At 68.7% G+C, this 16,536-nt stretch carries 11 protein-coding genes; 4 read left to right on the top strand and 7 right to left on the bottom strand.

Annotation, left to right across the window (positions count from 1 at the left end; genetic code table 11):
* Positions 1 to 22 precede the first annotated feature (22 nt).
* Both MMB92_RS12005 and MMB92_RS12000 read left to right on the top strand, forming a co-directional pair.
* On the top strand, positions 23 to 1,531 hold the full coding sequence (locus MMB92_RS12005) for a PLP-dependent aminotransferase family protein (protein ID WP_277562705.1): 1,509 nt from the start codon (positions 23 to 25) through the stop codon (positions 1,529 to 1,531).
* A gap of 124 nt (positions 1,532 to 1,655) precedes the next feature.
* Positions 1,656 to 3,887 carry a transglycosylase domain-containing protein gene (locus MMB92_RS12000; RefSeq protein WP_062910309.1) on the top strand — a complete coding sequence of 744 codons (2,232 nt, stop codon included), beginning with the start codon at positions 1,656 to 1,658 and terminating at the stop codon, positions 3,885 to 3,887.
* A 165-nt stretch (positions 3,888 to 4,052) separates the two neighbouring features.
* Here the strand turns inward: MMB92_RS12000 and MMB92_RS11995 are convergent, their stop codons facing one another.
* From MMB92_RS11995 to MMB92_RS11985, 3 genes are read right to left on the bottom strand one after another with little or no spacing between them, the layout of a single operon-like run.
* Complete coding sequence (locus tag MMB92_RS11995) at positions 4,053 to 4,655, bottom strand: hypothetical protein (protein WP_230878057.1); 603 nt, start codon at positions 4,653 to 4,655, stop codon at positions 4,053 to 4,055.
* The gene (add, locus tag MMB92_RS11990) at positions 4,624 to 5,724 is read right to left on the bottom strand and encodes an adenosine deaminase (RefSeq protein WP_048987859.1); all 1,101 of its coding nucleotides are present in this window, start codon (positions 5,722 to 5,724) and stop codon (positions 4,624 to 4,626) included. Before add ends, MMB92_RS11995 begins: the two co-directional genes overlap by 32 nt.
* A 44-nt stretch (positions 5,725 to 5,768) precedes the next feature.
* Positions 5,769 to 7,118, bottom strand: a complete 1,350-nt coding sequence (locus MMB92_RS11985) for an NCS2 family permease (RefSeq protein WP_006491121.1) — start codon at positions 7,116 to 7,118, stop codon at positions 5,769 to 5,771.
* A gap of 94 nt (positions 7,119 to 7,212) precedes the next feature.
* On the opposite strand from MMB92_RS11985, the gene MMB92_RS11980 reads away from it, so the two are divergent.
* Positions 7,213 to 8,121 (top strand): LysR family transcriptional regulator, encoded by a 909-nt coding sequence (locus MMB92_RS11980; RefSeq protein ID WP_006495136.1) that lies wholly within the window; start codon positions 7,213 to 7,215, stop codon positions 8,119 to 8,121.
* Between the two features lie 39 nt (positions 8,122 to 8,160).
* Here the strand turns inward: MMB92_RS11980 and MMB92_RS11975 are convergent, their stop codons facing one another.
* From MMB92_RS11975 to MMB92_RS11960, 4 genes are all read right to left on the bottom strand, one after another.
* Positions 8,161 to 9,213: a nucleoside hydrolase gene (locus MMB92_RS11975; RefSeq protein WP_080322656.1), complete on the bottom strand. Its 1,053-nt coding sequence runs from the start codon at positions 9,211 to 9,213 to the stop codon at positions 8,161 to 8,163.
* A gap of 9 nt (positions 9,214 to 9,222) precedes the next feature.
* Positions 9,223 to 10,335: a porin gene (locus tag MMB92_RS11970; protein WP_006491111.1), complete on the bottom strand. Its 1,113-nt coding sequence runs from the start codon at positions 10,333 to 10,335 to the stop codon at positions 9,223 to 9,225.
* 161 nt (positions 10,336 to 10,496) lie between these two features.
* The gene (locus tag MMB92_RS11965; RefSeq protein WP_277562704.1) at positions 10,497 to 11,804 is read right to left on the bottom strand and encodes a hypothetical protein; all 1,308 of its coding nucleotides are present in this window, start codon (positions 11,802 to 11,804) and stop codon (positions 10,497 to 10,499) included.
* 395 nt (positions 11,805 to 12,199) lie between these two features.
* Entirely contained in the window at positions 12,200 to 13,618 is a 1,419-nt protein-coding gene (locus MMB92_RS11960; RefSeq protein ID WP_006495132.1) for an MFS transporter, read from the bottom strand.
* A gap of 447 nt (positions 13,619 to 14,065) precedes the next feature.
* On the opposite strand from MMB92_RS11960, the gene MMB92_RS11955 reads away from it, so the two are divergent.
* Complete coding sequence (locus MMB92_RS11955) at positions 14,066 to 16,528, top strand: DUF3772 domain-containing protein (protein ID WP_006491122.1); 2,463 nt, start codon at positions 14,066 to 14,068, stop codon at positions 16,526 to 16,528.
* Positions 16,529 to 16,536: the final 8 nt, after the last annotated feature.

The following is a 16,536-nucleotide window of genomic DNA, read 5'->3' as shown; positions in this document are numbered from 1 at the left end:
ACAATTTCAGCAGACCAGAATCATGGCAAGAACGGCCCGGATCGTCGAAATCCCGTCGCTCGGCGCGCTCGATCGCGCGGCCGGCGACCTGAGCCGCCAGCTCGCGCAGGCGCTGCGCGATGCGGTGCGCCGCGGCGACGTCCGGCCCGGCGACACGCTGCCGTCCACGCGGCTGCTGGCGGCGTCGCTGCAGGTGGCGCGCGGCACCGTCGTCGACGCGTATGCACAGCTCATCGCCGAAGGTTTTCTCGAATCGCGCGGCGGTGCGGGCACGCGGGTCGCGCACGCGCTCGCGGAGCCGCCCCCCGTCGACGAACCCGAACCACCCACCCGCCATCAACGCCCGGTACGCGACGCCCTGCCCGAACCCGCCGCCGCCTTCGCGCGGCTTGCCGACGAATTCAACCCGCTGCCGGCGATGCCGTTCGCGATCTCGGTGCCGCTCGGCCTCACCGCGCCCGACGACATCTGGCGCCGGCTCGGCAATCGCCTGCGCGCCCGCGGCGCCGGCGCGCCGTCCGGCTATGCCGATCCGCAAGGCGCGCTGCCGCTGCGCGAAGCGATCGCCGACTACGTGCGCCGGTCGCGCTCGGTGCGCTGCGATGCCGGCCAGGTCGTGATCACGAGCGGCACGCAGCAGGGGCTGCATCTCGCGAGCCAGGTGCTGCTCGGCGACACCGACCGCGCGTGGGTCGAGAATCCGGCCTACCGCGGCATCACCGCGCTGCTCGAAAGCACCGGGCGGCGCGACGCGATGGTGCGCGTGCCGGTCGACGCCGACGGCCTCGACGTCGACGCCGGCATCCGGCTCGCACCCGATGCGCGCGCCGCGTTCGTCACGCCGTCACACCAGTACCCGCTCGGCATGCCGTTGAGCATGGCGCGCCGCAATGCGCTGCTCGCATGGGCGCGCGCGCACCGCGCATGGGTCGTCGAGGACGACTACGACAGCGAATTGCGCTACGAAGGCTATCCGTTCCCGTCGCTGCAAGGCCTCGCGCCCGATCGCGTGATCTATCTCGGCACCTTCAGCAAGATCCTGTTTCCATCGCTGCGGCTCGGCTACGTGATCGCGCCCGACGATCTCGTGCCGGCGTTCTGCGGCGCGCGCGTACTGATGGACCGCCACGCGCCGACCGCCGATCAACACGTACTCGCCGCGTTCATCGCCGACGGCCATCTCGACCGCCACATCCGCCGCGTGCGCGGCGTCTATGCGGAACAGCGCGCGCTGCTGATCGACACGCTCGGCGCGCGACTGCCGCGCGAGCGCGCGTGGGTGCAGCCGGGCGACCAGGGAATGCACGTCGTGCTGTGGCTCGCGGCCGGCATCGACGATCTCGACGTGGTCGCGCGCGCCGCCCGGGCCGGTGTCGCGGTGCGCGCGGTGTCGCCGATGTTCGCGCCCGGCACCGCGCGCCCCGGGCTGGTGCTCGGCTTCGGCGGATTCGGCCGCGCGCAGATGGAAGCGGCCGCGCAACGGCTCGCGGACGTGGTTTCGTCGGTCGAATCGCGGCCCCACGGGCAGTAAAAGGTTGTCGGCGGGCAACAAACGTAATCGTCTGTAAATCCTGCAAGCAAACGGCCGTTTCGGCCGCCGGCGCGCGGGTTCCGTTTGCTAGGATCGCGCGTCTTCCTTCCGCGCCCCTGCCGCCTTGAATCGCTTCGTGCCGTTGCTCCGAGACGCGTGGCTCCGTTGCCGCGCCCGTGTCGCGCCATTCGCCGCCGCCTGCCGCACGCGCCTCGGTGCGCTGGGCGCCGGCGCGCTGCATCGCCTGCGCCATCCGACCCGGCGCGGCGTGGCGCTGACGTTCGCCGCGATCCCGGTGCTGGGCCTGCTGGTCCTGCTCGCGTTCGTTCCGTTCACGCCGAGCATCGGCGACATCCGCAAGGCGCGCATCGACCGCCCCGCGCGCGTGCTGTCGGCCGACGGCCAGCTGATCGCCGAGTTCCGGCCCGTGAACCGCGAATGGGTGCCGCTCAGGCAGATCTCGCCGCACATGGTCGACGCGCTGATCGCGACCGAGGATCACCGCTTCTATTCACATCACGGCATCGACTTGCGCCGCACGCTCGCGGCCGGCCTGCATACGTTCTCGGGCAGCCGCCAGGGCGGCTCGACGATCACCCAACAGCTCGCGCGCAACCTGTATCCGGACGAAATCGGCCGCGCGCCGACGCTCACGCGCAAGGTGAAGGAGCTGATCACCGCGTTCAAGATCGAAGCGGTGTACAGCAAGGACGAGATCCTCGAAACCTATCTGAATACCGTGCCGTTCCTGTACAACGCGTACGGCGTCGAAATGGCCGCACGCACCTACTTCGGCAAGTCGGCGAACCAGCTCGACATCGCGGAGAGCGCGACGCTCGTCGGGATGCTGAAGGGCAACAGCTATTACAACCCGGTGCTGAACCCGGAACGCGCGGTCCAGCGGCGCAACATCGTGCTCGGCCGGATGGCGCAGATGGGCATGCTGTCGCCGCGGCAGCTCGCGAAGCTGCAGCGCCAGCCGCTGCGCGTCGATTTCGAACCGCAGACGGCGCAGCCGGGCCTCGCGCCGCATTTCGCGGTGCAACTGCGCAAGTGGCTGATCGCGTGGGCCGACCGCAACAACTACGATCTCTACGCGGACGGCCTCGTCGTGCGCACGACGCTCGATGCGCGGCTGCAGGACATGGCCACGCAGGCGCTGACGCGGCAGACCGAACGGCTGCAGGCGATCGCCGACGGCGCCTGGCGCGGGCCGTCCGGCTGCGGGCTGCGCAACGACCTGTTCCGCGGCTTCATGCGCCAGACGCCCGAGTATCGCCAGGCGCGCGACACGGGGCTCGCCGACGTGGTTGCGCTGAAGCAGCTCGGCGCGAATCGCGAATTCATGCGGGCGCTGTGCGAGCGCAAGACGCAGGTGCAAGCCGGCTTCGTCGCGATCGATCCGCGCAACGGCGCGATCCGCGCGTGGGTCGGCAGCCCCGATTTCGGCAGCGCGCCGTTCGATCACGTCGCGCAGGCGCGGCGCCAGCCGGGTTCGACGTTCAAGCCGTTCGTCTATGGCGCCGCGTTCGCGGACGGGATGCGGCCGGGCGACACGTTCGTCGACCGCCCCGTCGCGATCCCGATCGACGGCCGCGCCGTGTGGCGGCCGACCGATGCGGAACCGCCGACCGGCGAGCCGATGACCCTGCGCGACGGGCTGGCGCTGTCGCGCAACCGCATCACCGCGCAGGTCATGCAGCGCGAAGGCGCCGCGAAGGTCGCGCAGCTCGCCCGTGCGATGGGGGTGCGCGACAGCCCGCTCGACGCGGTGCCGTCACTCGCGCTCGGCACGAGCCCGGTCACGCTGAAAGAGATGGTGTCCGCGTACGGCACGATCGCGAACCGCGGCGTGTACGTCGCACCGCGGACGATCACGCGCATCGAGGATCGCGACGGCAAGGTGCTCGCCGCGTTCGGCAGCGCGCCGCCGGAGCGCGCGTTGCCGGAGGCCGCCGCGCAGACGCTCGTCGACGCGATGCGCGGCGTCGTCGATTACGGGACCGGCGCGGACATCCGCTCGCGCTACGGGATTCGCATCGACGTCGCGGGCAAGACCGGCACGACGCAGGACAACACCGACGGCTGGTTCATCCTGATGCATCCGCAACTCGTGGCCGGCGCGTGGGTCGGCTTCGACGACGGCAGCGTGACGCTGCGCAGCGACTACTGGGGCGCGGGCGCGCACAGCGCGCTGCCGATCGTCGGGTCGTTCTACGATGCGGCGTTGCGCGCGCAGGCGATCGATCCGCACGTGCAGTTCTCGCCCGACTTCCGGCCGCGCAGCGCACCGGCGCCGAGGCGGCGCGCGCAGCCGCATTCGGGCCTGTTCGACTGGTTGAGGTTCTTTCGCTGATCGGGGTGGCTGCGCGCCGGGCTACCGAGGCGTCGTCATCATGTGCCCGTCCGCGTACAGCCACACGGGCACGCCGTCGCGATCGTCATCGAACAGCGCAGCGTCGCCGAGCCGCGTGTAATGCGGCGGGTGCAGCACGGTGCCGTCCGCGCGCGGCAACGGCCTTCACGGCGCCGACGGCGAAGCGCCGCTGCGCGCGACCCGATACAGCTCGATGCCGTCGACCTGGAAGCCTTGCGTCATCAGCAGCAGGACGCCGGTGGTCGAACGCTTCGTCGTGAAGCCGTTGCCCGTGATGGACGTGACCTGGTACGGTGTCCCGATCGGCATCCTGATGATCTGGCCGCCCGGCACCTCCAGCACGCATGCGTCGGCAGGCGGCTTCTCCGGACCGTCCATATCGAGTTCAGCCACGTGCGCCGGCGCCGTATCGACGCTCCAGCGCCCGGCTTCACGCGCGCGCAGCACGATGTCGCTCCCCACCTTCTCGACCCGCATCGTCGCGGGCTTGCCGGCGGCCGGCGCGTAATCGCCGAGTAACGCATCGCAGGCGGTGCCGGCTCGCGCGGACAGCGAGACGAACAACATCAGACAGAAAGCGGGAATACGCACGGTGGAGCCTCTCAGGTTCGAATTGCTATTGGAATGCCGGCGCGGGCGCGCACGGCGGCGGCGCCACGACAGGGTGCTGCCGGACGCCAATATAGCGAACACAAGCGGCGTGTGCCAGTCTGGCTCAGCCCGCCGCGAGCGATGCAGCAAGCGCATCGAACTCCGGCGCCCACGCGGCACGCCACGCCGCCTTCGTCGCGTCGTCGACCCACGCGCCGTCGATCCCGTTCAGCATGAACTGCTTCAGGTCGGCGACGGTAAAGCCGAAATGACTGAACATCAGTTCCCACGCCTCGGCCGGATTGACCTTGTGCAACGTCGGATCGTCGGTATTCGGATGAATCTTCAATCCGAGGCCCGGCATCTTGCGCATCGGATGCAGCTCGGCCCATTGCTCCGGCGGCAGCGTGCGCAGGTAGTACGAATTGGTCGGCACGACGGTAAACACGATCCCGCGCTCCGCGTAGCGCGCGCACAGCTCGGGGTTGTCGACGACCGTATAGCCGTGATCGACGCGGTCGACCTGCAACAGATCGACGGCCGTCTCGACGTTGCGCCACGGCATCCCGAACTCGCCCGCATGCGCGGTCGTGCGAAAGCCGGCCGCGCGTGCATTGCGGTACGCCTTCCAGAACAGTTCGGGTGGCCGGTCGTTCTCGCGATAGTCGATGCCGAGCCCCGCGACTTCGTCCGCGCGATTCGCCTTCATCCACTCGACGATCTCAACCGCTTCGTCGGGGTCCTGCTCGCGATCGATGCTCGGAATCAGGCGCGCGCCGATCCCGAAATCGCGCGCGGCATCGCGGATCGCCGTCACGATCGCGGCCTGCGCGTCCGCATACGCGATGCCCGACACGCGCACCGTTCCCGTCGGATTCCAGAAGAATTCCGCATGCCGCACGTTGTGCGCGGCCGCGTCTTCCAGATACTCGTATGCGATTCGGCGCAGGTCGTCGGGTTGCGTCAGCAGATACTTGTCGAGCGCACGCAGCACGTGCAGCACGCCGACCGGCTTCTCGCCGCGCGCGTAGAACGCGTCGATCTCCGTCCGCTCGATCGGTGCGCCGCTGCGTTCGGCCAGCGCGACGAACGTGTCGTGCCGCACCGCGCCGAGCAGATGGCAGTGCAGCTCGACCTTCGGCAGCGCGTGGAAGAAGGCCCGATGGGCCGGCGTGATGTCGATGCCCGTGCGCGCGGCCGGGACGTTGCCTGGTGTTCCCTTCATCTCAGTCTCTTTTTCGGTAGTGCGATGCGTGGCGAAGCCGTCTCTCAGTGCGGCTTCACGACGGTCCAGAAGTAATAGCCGAGCGGAATCGCAAGCACGACGAGCCCCCACGACACGTCGCGCCAGCGGCCGGCCAGCAGCTTGACGAGCACGTAGCACAGCAGCCCGCCTGCAATGCCGGTGCCGAAGCTGTTCGACATCAGCGTGAGCAGCACCATCGACATCACGGGCAGCGCATCGGTGAAGTCGTCGAAATGCGTATGGCGGATCGTCGCGAACATCGACAGCCCGATCAGGATCAGCGCCGGCGCGGTCGCCTCCTTCGGGATCGCGAGCGCGACCGGCACGAACAGCAGCATCGCGGCGAACAGCACGGCGGCAGCCAGCGACGACAACCCGCTGCGGCCGCCGGCTTCGACGCCCGCCGCCGATTCGATCAGCGCGGTCAGCGCCGGAATGCCGAACACGGGCCCGAGCGTCGCGGCGAGCGAATCGACGAGGAACGGCCGGTTGATGTCCGGCAGGTTGCCCTGTTCGTCGAGCAGGTTCGCCTTCGCGCCGACCGCGAGCGCGGTGCCGAGCGTCGAGAAGAATTCCGCCGCGAAGAACGCGAACAGGTACGGCGCGGCGGCCAGGCTCAACGCGCTGCCGATATCGAGCTTGAACGCGATCGGCGCGATGCTGTGCGGCAGCGACACGAACGACGCCGGCAGGTGCGTGACGCCGAGCGGCACGCCGGCCGCGGCCGCGACGAGGATCGCGATCAGGATCGCGCCGGGCACCTTGCGCGCCTGCAGCACGATCGCCACCGCGAGGCCGATCAGCGCGACCAGCGCGCCCGGCCGCGAGAAGTCGCCGAGCGCGAACGCGTTGGTCTTCGCGTTCGCGACGACCATCCCCGCATTGCGCAGCCCGAGCATCGTGACGAACAGCCCGATCGACGCGCCGAGCCCGAGCTTGATCTGCACCGGAATCAGCCGCACCACGACGCCGCGCGCGCCGAGGATCGTCAGCAGGAAGAACAGCACGCCCGACACGCACGCGATGCCGAGGCCCGTCTGCCAGCCGACGTGCTCGGTCGTCGCGAGCGTCACGCCGATGATCACCGAGCCGCCGATACCGGGGCCGACGAGGAACGGCAGGTTCGCGTAGAGCCCCATCAGCGTGGTGAACAGCACGAACACGACGATCGTCGCGGTGGTCGCCGCGCCGCGCTCCATTCCGCCCGTCGCGAGCAGCGACGGGATCACGACGAGCAGGTACGCGGCCGCGAGGAACGACGTGACGCCCGCGATCGTCTCGGTGCGCACGCTCGTGCCGCGCGCGGCGAGCGCGAAGCGGCGTTCGAGCCAGTTGGCCGGCGCACGTGCCGGCATCGTGTCAGTCGCTGACATGGTGGTTCTCCTGTGATTCCGAATATTGTCCTGTGTCGGTTCGTGCGGCGCGGTCTTATACTGCCGCGTACCGCTTCCTGACCGTCATTGCCCGATGTCCGACCGCTCGTCGCTGCTGCCCGCGCTCACGCTGCGGCAAGTCCAGCACTTCGTAGTCCTTGCGCACGCACGCAGCTTCACGCAGGCCGCGCAGGCGCTGTCGCTCACGCAGCCCGCGCTCACCGCGTCGATCCGCCAGATCGAATTCCTGCTCGGCGGCCGCCTGTTCGCCCGCACCGCGCATCGCCTCACGCTCACCACCGCGGGCGAAGCCGTGCTGCCGCTCGCCGAACGTCTGCTCAACCAGGCGCGCGGCACCTTCGACGACATGACGCGGCTCATCGGCGAACGCATCCAGACCGTGCGCATCGCGTTCATTCCGTCGGTCGCGGGCCGCCTGCTGCCCGCGCTCAACGCACTGCGCGGCACGCACCCGACGCTGCGCTTCACGCTGACCGATTTGCCGAACAGCGCGCTCGTCGAAGCGGTGCGCGACGGCGTCGCGGATCTCGGCATCGGCGTGCGCGAACCCGATAGCGACGACGGCACGCTGCGCTACCAGCAACTGTTCGAGGACGAGATCGTGATCGTCGTGCGGCACGACGATCCGCTCGCCCGCGCGAAGAGCGTCACGTGGGCGAAGCTCGTCGATCGCGAACTCGCGGTGTTCGTGCGCGGCAGCGTCAGCGAATCGCTGCATCGCACCGGCGGCGCCGGGAAGCTGCGCCTGAACGTCACGTACCGGATGGAATACACCGAGCCGCTCTACGCGCTCGCGCGCAACGGTCTCGCGACCGCCGTGCTGCCGAGCCTCTACACGATGCATCTGCACGATCCCGAACTCGTCGCGCTGCGTGTCGACAAACCGCGCGTCACACGTGCGATCTCGCTGATCTCGCTCGCCGCCGACGATCGCGGCCCGCACGTGCGCGCGTGCCGCGAGTGGATTGCGAAGCACATCTGATGCCGCGTCCGCCGCGCTTGCCGCATTTGCCGCGCGCGTTCAGGGCAGCTTCGCGATGCGCTCGACGAGCGTCGCGTAGAAGCGGTCCGCGTCGACCTCGTTGATCCACGTCGCGTTCGCCGCACGGCCGCTGCGCCCGTTCCAGTCGACGATCGTCTCGCCGAGCGTCCACTGCCCGGTCGTCTCGACCACCACGTTCACCTTGCGTCCGCCGAACAGCGTCGGGTCGACGAGATAGCCGACGGCCGTCGGGTCGTACATCGGCGCGTCGTCGATCCCGCGCCGCTTCTTGTTGTAGGCGAGTTCCGCTTCCATGATGTCCGCGACGATCGTGCCGCAGCGGTTGCCGAGCGCGCGGAACGGCGCGACCCGCGCCGGCGTGATCGGCGCCTTCACCGCGACGTCGCGCGGCAGCACGACGATCGGCACGCCGCTGCCGAACACGACGTCGGCCGCCTGCGGATCGACGTAGATGTTGAACTCGGCGGCCGGCGTGATGTTGCCGCGCTCGAAGAACGCGCCGCCCATCAGCACGATGTCGCGCAGCGCGGCGCGAACCTGCGGCGCCTCGACCAGCGCGGTCGCGATGTTGGTCAGCGGGCCGAGCGCGCACAGCGTCACGCTGTTCGGCGCCGCGCGGCTCAGCGTATCGACGAGGTACGACACCGCGTGACCGGCGGCGAGCGGCGCGCGCGGCGCGTGCAGTTCGACGCCTTCGAGCCCCGTCTTGCCATGCACGTTCGCGGCCGTCACGAGGTCGCGCACGAGCGGGCGCGGGCAGCCCGCGTACACCGGCAGCGTCTTCGTGCGGCCGGCCCAGTCGCGGATGATCCGCGCATTGCGTTCGGTGAGGTCGAGCGGCACGTTGCCCGCCACGGCCGTCAGCGCGCGCACGTCGAGCCGGTCCTGCGCGCCGAGCGCGAACAGGATCGCGATGGCGTCGTCCTGCCCCGGATCGGTATCGATGATCACCGTGCGGCGGGCGGCGTCGCCGCCGGCCGCGAACGCGCCCGTTTCGGGCAGCAGCGCGGTGCCGGCCAGCGCGGCCGACAGTTTCAGGAAGGTGCGGCGGGATGCGATCGGATGGGTCATGGTCGGTGCTCAGAAGACGTGCCGGACGCCGAGCGTCGCCATCATCTGGCGCGTGCCGGTCGAACGCGCATACGCGAAGATCTGCGCATGATCCGCGTCGCCGGCCGCCTGCTGCGCGATCACCGTCAGCGCGACGTCGGTGCGTTTGGACAGGAAGTAATCGGCCTGCAGGTTCACCTGATGCCATTTCGGACGCTTGTCGATCACGTCGTACTTGCCGTTCGTGAATGCATACGCCGCGCCAAGAAAGAGCTGCGGCGTCATCGTGTAGACGACGTTCACGCCCAGGTTCTGCAGGTGCAGATGCGAATTGTCGAGGTAATCGTAGCGCACGTCGGTAAACATCGCGGCGAACTGCGCGCGGCCGATCGTGTAGAAGCCGCCCGTGCCCGCGATCCGCTGCCGGCTCGCATACGCGGCCGGCGTCATCGCGCTCTTGCTGAAGATCAGCAGCGGCGACGCGTAGTCGTTCGCGATCGCGCCGTCCTGGTTCGTCGCGCTGTAAGGATGGTTGTACTGCGCATAGACCGCGCTCCAGCGCAGCGGGCCACGCTCATAGCCGAGCCCGAAGCTGTACGCGCTGTTGTTCGCGAAACCGGTCGCATTGCTGAAGCCGTACAGCGCGGTGAACTTCAGCCCGTAGTAGACGGGGCTCACGTACTTCACCGAGTGCTGCACGCGGATGTCGTTGTAGCCGTTGTCGTTGTCGCCGATGTTCACGCCGTTGCTCGCGATGATCACGGGCCCGATGTAGTCGTGGATCGCGTCGTACTGGCGACCGAACGTCAGCGAGCCGTAGGTGCGGTCGGCCAGGCCGACGTACGCCATGCGCCCGAACTCGCGGCCGTTCTGCGCGGCCGTGCCCGTCATCACGTTGAAGCCGTTCTCGAGCTGGAAGACCGCGGACAGCCCTTGCCCGAGATCCTCCTTGCCCTTCAGCCCCCAGCGCGGGTTCTGGTTCGTGCCGGACAGCGCCTGCCATGCATTCTTGCCGCCCTGGTTCGTCGCGAACCCGACACCGGCCGAGATCAGACCGTACAGCGTGATGCTGCTTTGCGCACAGGCATGGGTCGCGAAGGCGCCGAGCATCGCGAGCGGAGCGAGCTTGTAGAGAGTTTTCATGCGGGTCGTGTGGTCGGTGGTGGTCCAGGCGCGGCAGGGTTCCGCGAAACTGGACTCGACTATACGAACCCGGATCGGATAATAAAAGTTTGCTTTCCTTATATCTCAATAAAACGGATTTATTCTCATCCTCGCACCGCCCGCGCCCGGCGAAGCGGCGCTCAGTCCGCCGTATCGCCGCCTTTCGGCAGCTTCGACCATGCGCCGCGCCCCGGCAGCGGCGACCACGCCGGGCGGGTCTTGCGGGCGCTGTCGATCACGACCAGGTAGCGGCCCGCGATCGGCGTGATGTCGCGATCGCGACGCAGCACCCACAGCGACTTGCCGGCCTCGACGCGGGCCTGGTAGTCGTCGTCGAGCAGCCCGTGCCGGTCGAGGAACGTGTTCAGCGACGCGGGAATCCGCACGCAGCCCTTCGAGTGCCGGATGCCGAGCAGCGCTTCGAGCCGGTCGGGGTCGGTCGCATGCATCTGGAAGCGCATCGGCGACACGCCGCCCTTGCCCCAGCCGCGCTCGCCGTCCACCCAGCCGAAATCGTAGATGCGCATGTCGCGGTGACCGTAGCCGCGAATGCCGTTCTCGTTCGTCGTGCCTTCCGCGCGGAAATCCATCGTGTCGGGCGAGTGATGAAACACGCCGAGCGGCGTCAGGAAATGGTCGTACTGGCCCGGCAACCCGGTGCCGACCGGCGATGCGCCGATCATCAGCCACGCATTGGCCGGTGTCGCGCGGAAGTAGATGAACAGCGCCTGCACGTTCGGCGCGCGGTCCACCATCGCGACGTATTCGCCGGCGAGATCGCCGAGATCCGCATCGGCGAGCGCTTTCTGGAGCCGGTCGCCGTACGCGCGCTGCTCGCTCGCGGGCACGTTCAGGCGGCGCGTGACTTCCTGCATGAAACGCTTGTGCATGTCGAGCGCGCGTGTCGTCGCGTTTTGCGCGTCCTCGGCCGACAGCGGCGGATGCCGACGCGGCGGCGTGGGCGGAGGCGGTTCGGCCTCGCTGGCGGGCGTGCCGGAGGCGGCCGATGCAGGTGCGCCGGCCGATGCCGCCGATGCCGCGGAAGCGGCCGACGCACCGGATGCCGCGCTTGCGGATTCCGCGCGATTCGCCTGTGACGCGGCGGATGTCGGCGCTGCGGCCGATGCGTCCGACGCCGCATGCGCGGACGAAGCCGGATGCGGGCGGGAGGCCGCCGAAGCAGGCGACGCGACGGATGAGGATTGCACAGCAGACGACGGAGCGTCGGACGCGGCAAAGGCAGGTCGTTGTGCGACAGCGGAAATCGACACCGCGGCAGCAAGCCACACGGATGCGGCGACTGCGCGGTTGAGGCAACGCGGCTGCGCGAAGCGCCGCGTCAAGTGGGCAAGAATCATATGTTCGAAGCCATCGGCCGATCCGGCCGCCGCATGGTGCTGCTGCGAGCGGCGCATCTTCCGCGCAAGCCATCGACACGCCCGGCACATCGCGTGCGCCCGGCGCCGACGCCTCTTCGCGGCGGAGCCATTCGCTGATGCAACGCGGGCACTCCGATGGCGGCTAATGAGTCGTCAGGCCCCCTATTTTACTCGTCCATGCGCGAATCGGCCGCGGCCGGAAGCACGCTTTTACGGGGAATTGCGCTTCGTCACGCTTTGTTTCAACTCGTTGCCGCGTGCGTATTCGTGGCGTGGCACGCTTGCGTGTTCGATGCTTTCGGCACGCGGCCGAGTGCTGACGCGATGGATCCGGTTCGAGCGCGCCTCCCGGTTGATTCGCATGACAAAGCATTTTGGCGAGGGGCCGGTCCGGAAGCGGAAACCCCGGACCGCATCGCACGCATGCCGCAACGAACCGTGCGACATGCGTGCGCACCCGCCGATCACTTCGAGATGGTTTCGAGCGCGATGCCCTTCGTGCGCGGCCCCATCAACCCGATCGCGGCCATCACGATCACCATCGCGCCCGCGATGAACGCGAACACGCCGAACGTGCCGAAGCCGCGCAGCACGGCCGCGATCACGAACGACGAGAAGATCGCCGAGAAGCGGCTCCACGAATAGACGAAACCGACGGCCCGCGCGCGGATCGACGTCGGGAACAGCTCGGCCTGGTAGGCATGGAAGCTGTACGACATGATGTTGCTCGCGAGCGTGAGGCCGATGCCGAGCACGATCAGGAACGCGCCCACCGTCGTCTGGCTGAACAGCAGCCCGCAAACGACGATCGCCGCCGCCATCGCGACGATCACCGACTTGCGCTCGAAGCGGTCGGCGATCACGAGGCCGATCAGCGGACCGATCGGCGCGGCGAGTGCGATCACGCTCGAATACATCAGGCTCGACGTGATCGTGATGCCCTGCTTGATCAGCAGCGTCGGCACCCAGTTCGCGAAACCGTAGAAGCCGACCGTCTGGAACACGTTGAAGATCGTCATCATGATCGTGCGGCTGCGATACGGCGGCACCCACATGTCGCGGAAGCTGCCGCGCGGCGGCACGGGTTCGGCGGGCGCGGGCGGCGGCAGCGGCCGCCCGTATTCGGCTTCGACCTTCGCCTCGAGCGCGCGCATGATGCGGTCGGCCTCGTCGACGCGGCCCTGCTGCGCGAGCCAGCGCGGGCTTTCCGGCAGTTCGCGGCGAATCCACCACACGAACAGCGCGCCGTGCGCGCCGATCAGCACGACCCAGCGCCAGCCGTCGAGGCCGAGCGGTGCGTGCGGCACCAGCAGGTAGGCGAGAAACGCGACCACCGGCACCGCGACGAACCCCACCGCCTGCTCGCACGCGAACGCGCGGCCACGGATCTGCTTCGGCACGAGTTCGGAGATGTACGTGCCGATCGTCACCATCTCGACGCCGAGGCCGAGACCGACGACGAAGCGCCAGAAGTTCAGCCCGGCCGCGGTGTCCTGGAACGCCATCACGACATTGGCGGCCGTGTACCACAGCAGCGACCACGTGAAGATCGCGCGGCGACCGAAGCGGTCGGCGAGGAAGCCGCACGCGATCGTGCCGATGAAGAGCCCGGAAAACAGCGCGGCGATGAAGCTCGCGACGCCCGTGGTGCCGAACAGGCCGTGCGTCGTCGCGGACAGGATGCCGCTTTTCACGAGGCCCGGCGCGACGTAACCGCTGTAGAGCAGGTCGTAGAGTTCGAAGAAGAAGCCGAGGCTCAGCAGCACGACCAGCTTCCAGACGCTGCGCGTCGGCGGCAGGCGGTCGAGGCGGGCCGAGATGGCGCCGGGGTCGATGGAAGGGGATTGGGCAGGTGCCTGGGAAAGGCTGTCCGTTGAGGCCATCTTGGGCGCGTCTCCTGATCGTGTCGTGTTGTGCGTTGTCGTCCGGCGGACCGCCGAACCGGCGCCGGGCGAATCGCTGCATTGTACCGGCAGCCCCGTTCGACGCACGGGCAAGCCGGCAGGCCGGACGCAGTGCGGGCACCGAAGCCATTCGATGCCCCGTTTTCGCGCCTGATAATGTGTAACTTGCGTAACCGTGTGTCGGCACCGACTGCGCGTTCGCGTGGCGTTCCGCTACCACCGGCCTCGCGCGCAGGCCGCGCAGGCGGGTGATGACGGGCCTCCCGCGCTGCTTCACCCACGCACGCGCCGCCGGAATCGCCGCGAATCGCAACACGCAATCGGGACAACCACGCGTTCCGCGCCCCGGTAACATGCTAGCGGGCCAACTACCGGCTTCCGGCTGCCTTTCGGCAATCGGCATTGTCGGCAAATCGTAAGCATTCCATGTCCATACAACGACTCTCCACGTACGCCCGCCGGATCGCGCTGATCGCGCTGCTGCAGTTCGCGGCGATCGCGACCGCGTCGGCGTTTCCGGCGGCCGCTTCCGCGCCCGTCGCGAGCGGCGTCGGCGCCACCGCGCCGGCCATCTCGCTGCCCGACGCCGTCGCGCAGCTCAAGCAGATGCAGGCCGAGCTGGACCGCATCAAGCAGCAGACCTCCACCGCATCCAACAGCAAGGAGCTGGATGCGCTCGACGATTCGGCGCAGGAACTGAGCACCGATGTCGCGAAACTGCAGAGCGATCTCACGCCGCAACGCGCGCAGGTCCAGGCGCAACTCGACGTGCTCGGCCCGCCGCCGGCCGAGGGCGCCGCGCCGGAAACGCCAGCCGTCGCGAAGCAGCGGGCCTCGCTGGACGCGCGCAAGACGCAGATCGACGCCGCGCTGAAGCAGGCCGCCGACCAGAAGACGAGCCTCGCGAACCTGACCGAGCAGTTCGCGAAGCTGCACCGCAGCCTGCTGAAGAACCAGCTCGCGTTCCGTTCGGGCAGCATCTTCAGCGCGCAGTTCTGGCTGCCGCTGTTCCACCTGTCGCCGGACGATCGCCAGCGGCTCCAGGATTTCGACGACGAACTGTTCGACATGCTGCGCTCGTCGTGGGTGCCGGGGCAGCGGGCCATCACCGCGGTGCTGCTGATCGCCGCGTTCGCGGCATGGCTCGGCGGGCGCCGCCTCATCGAGCGCGGGCTCGCCTGGATCGCGCTGAACCGCCTGCCGCCCACCCGCTTGCGCCGCAGTGCGCTGGCGCTGTCGACCGCGCTGTCGACCTTCCTCGCGACGGCCATTGCGATCCAGATCCTCTACCTCGCCGTCGCGCGTCATTACGAGCTCACGCCGTCGCTGACCGATCTGTGGGACCAGTTCGCGAAGCTCGCCGCAACCTGCGCACTGATCGCCGGGCTCGGGCGCGCACTGCTCTGCACGAAACATCCGTCGTGGCGGCTGCCCGCGCTCGCCGATCCGGTCGCGCTCGCGATGAAGCCGTTCCCCGCGATCCTGGCTGCGCTGCTGCTGGTGTCGGGCACGCTCGAATCGATCAACCGGATCGTCGACACCAGCCTGTCGGTCACGCTGTTCGGTCGCGGCATCGTGTCGCTCGTCGTCGCGCTGACGGTCGGCGCGTCGCTGTTGCGCGCGAACCGTGCGCGCGCCGCGCTCGCGGCGGCAGGCGAGGCACCCGAGCAGCGCTCGACGCTCGCGGGCCTGATCCACGCCGGCGTCACGCTCGCGATCGTCGCGTCGTTGATCGCCCTCCTGATCGGTTACATCACGGTCGCGCGCTTCATCACGTACGAGCTCGTATGGTTCGAGATCGTGCTGTGCGCGACCTACATCCTGATCCAGTTGACGCGCGACGCGAGCGAAAGCCTGTTCTCGTCGAGCCTGTCGACGGGCCAGCAGATCAAGCACCTGTTCGCGCTCGAAGACCGCCACCTCGACCAGGCGCGCACGGTCCTGTCCGGCTTCGGCACGAGCCTGCTGATGCTGATCGCGGCGATCGCGCTGGTGACCGGCGGCTTCGGCACGACGCCGGGCGACCTGCTCGACAGCGCGGTCGCGATGATCGGCAGCCAGCGGCTGCAGAGTCTGAACATCATGCCCGACCGGATCATGAATGCCGTGATCGGCTTCGCGATCGGCTTCTACCTGCTGCGCTCGCTGCGCCGCTGGCTCGACGGCGAGTTCATGCCCGCGCTCGGCATGGACACGGGCATGCGCGTGTCGCTGATCACGCTGTTCACCAATGTCGGCTACGTGCTGCTCGTCCTGATGACGCTCGGGCTGCTCGGCGTCAGATGGAACAATCTCGCGTGGATCGTCAGCGCGTTGTCGGTCGGTATCGGCTTCGGCCTGCAGGAAATCGTGAAGAACTTCGTGTCGGGGCTGATCCTGCTGACCGAGCGCCCGGTGAAGGTGGGCGACATGGTCAGCATCGCGGGCGTCGAAGGCGACATCCGCCGCATCAACGTGCGCGCGACCGAAATCCAGCTGAGCGACCGCTCGACCGTGATCGTGCCGAACTCGCAACTGATCTCGCAGAACGTGCGCAACGTGACGATGGGCAACAGCACGCAGGGCGTCGCGACGCTGGTGCTGACGTTCCCGCTGAACACCGATCCCGAGCAGGTGCGCGACCTGCTGCTCGATGCGTATCGCGCGCATCAGGCGATTCTCGAGAAACCGGCGCCGTCGGTGACGTTCAGCCAGCTCGCGCCGGACGGGATCACGCTGAGCGTGACGGGTTACGTGTCGAGCCCGCGGATCGCGAGTTCGACGAAGAGCGATCTGCTGTTCGAGATCCTCAAGCAGTTGCGCGCGGCGGGGATCACGCTGTCGAGCCCGCAGATGCTGGTCGTGCAGAACATGCCGGCGAACGATGGCGCCACGCGGCACGAATCGTAGGCGAGCCA

It is taken from the genome of Burkholderia sp. IO2 (assembly GCF_029522185.1).
Classification (GTDB): Bacteria; Pseudomonadota; Gammaproteobacteria; order Burkholderiales; family Burkholderiaceae; genus Burkholderia; species Burkholderia cenocepacia.
This window is presented reverse-complemented; position numbering and strand designations above follow the sequence as displayed.

Coding starts and splice junctions, on each gene's coding strand:
- MMB92_RS12005 (WP_277562705.1), top strand. CDS start 23: ATGGCAAGAACGGCCCGGATCGTCGAAATCCCGTCGCTCGGCGCGCTC.
- MMB92_RS11995 (WP_230878057.1), bottom strand. CDS start 4,655: ATGCGCTTGCTGCATCGCTCGCGGCGGGCTGAGCCAGACTGGCACACG.
- add (WP_048987859.1), bottom strand. CDS start 5,724: ATGAAGGGAACACCAGGCAACGTCCCGGCCGCGCGCACGGGCATCGAC.
- MMB92_RS11985 (WP_006491121.1), bottom strand. CDS start 7,118: ATGTCAGCGACTGACACGATGCCGGCACGTGCGCCGGCCAACTGGCTC.
- MMB92_RS11980 (WP_006495136.1), top strand. CDS start 7,213: ATGTCCGACCGCTCGTCGCTGCTGCCCGCGCTCACGCTGCGGCAAGTC.
- MMB92_RS11975 (WP_080322656.1), bottom strand. CDS start 9,213: ATGACCCATCCGATCGCATCCCGCCGCACCTTCCTGAAACTGTCGGCC.
- MMB92_RS11970 (WP_006491111.1), bottom strand. CDS start 10,335: ATGAAAACTCTCTACAAGCTCGCTCCGCTCGCGATGCTCGGCGCCTTC.
- MMB92_RS11965 (WP_277562704.1), bottom strand. CDS start 11,804: ATGTGCCGGGCGTGTCGATGGCTTGCGCGGAAGATGCGCCGCTCGCAG.
- MMB92_RS11960 (WP_006495132.1), bottom strand. CDS start 13,618: ATGGCCTCAACGGACAGCCTTTCCCAGGCACCTGCCCAATCCCCTTCC.
- MMB92_RS11955 (WP_006491122.1), top strand. CDS start 14,066: ATGTCCATACAACGACTCTCCACGTACGCCCGCCGGATCGCGCTGATC.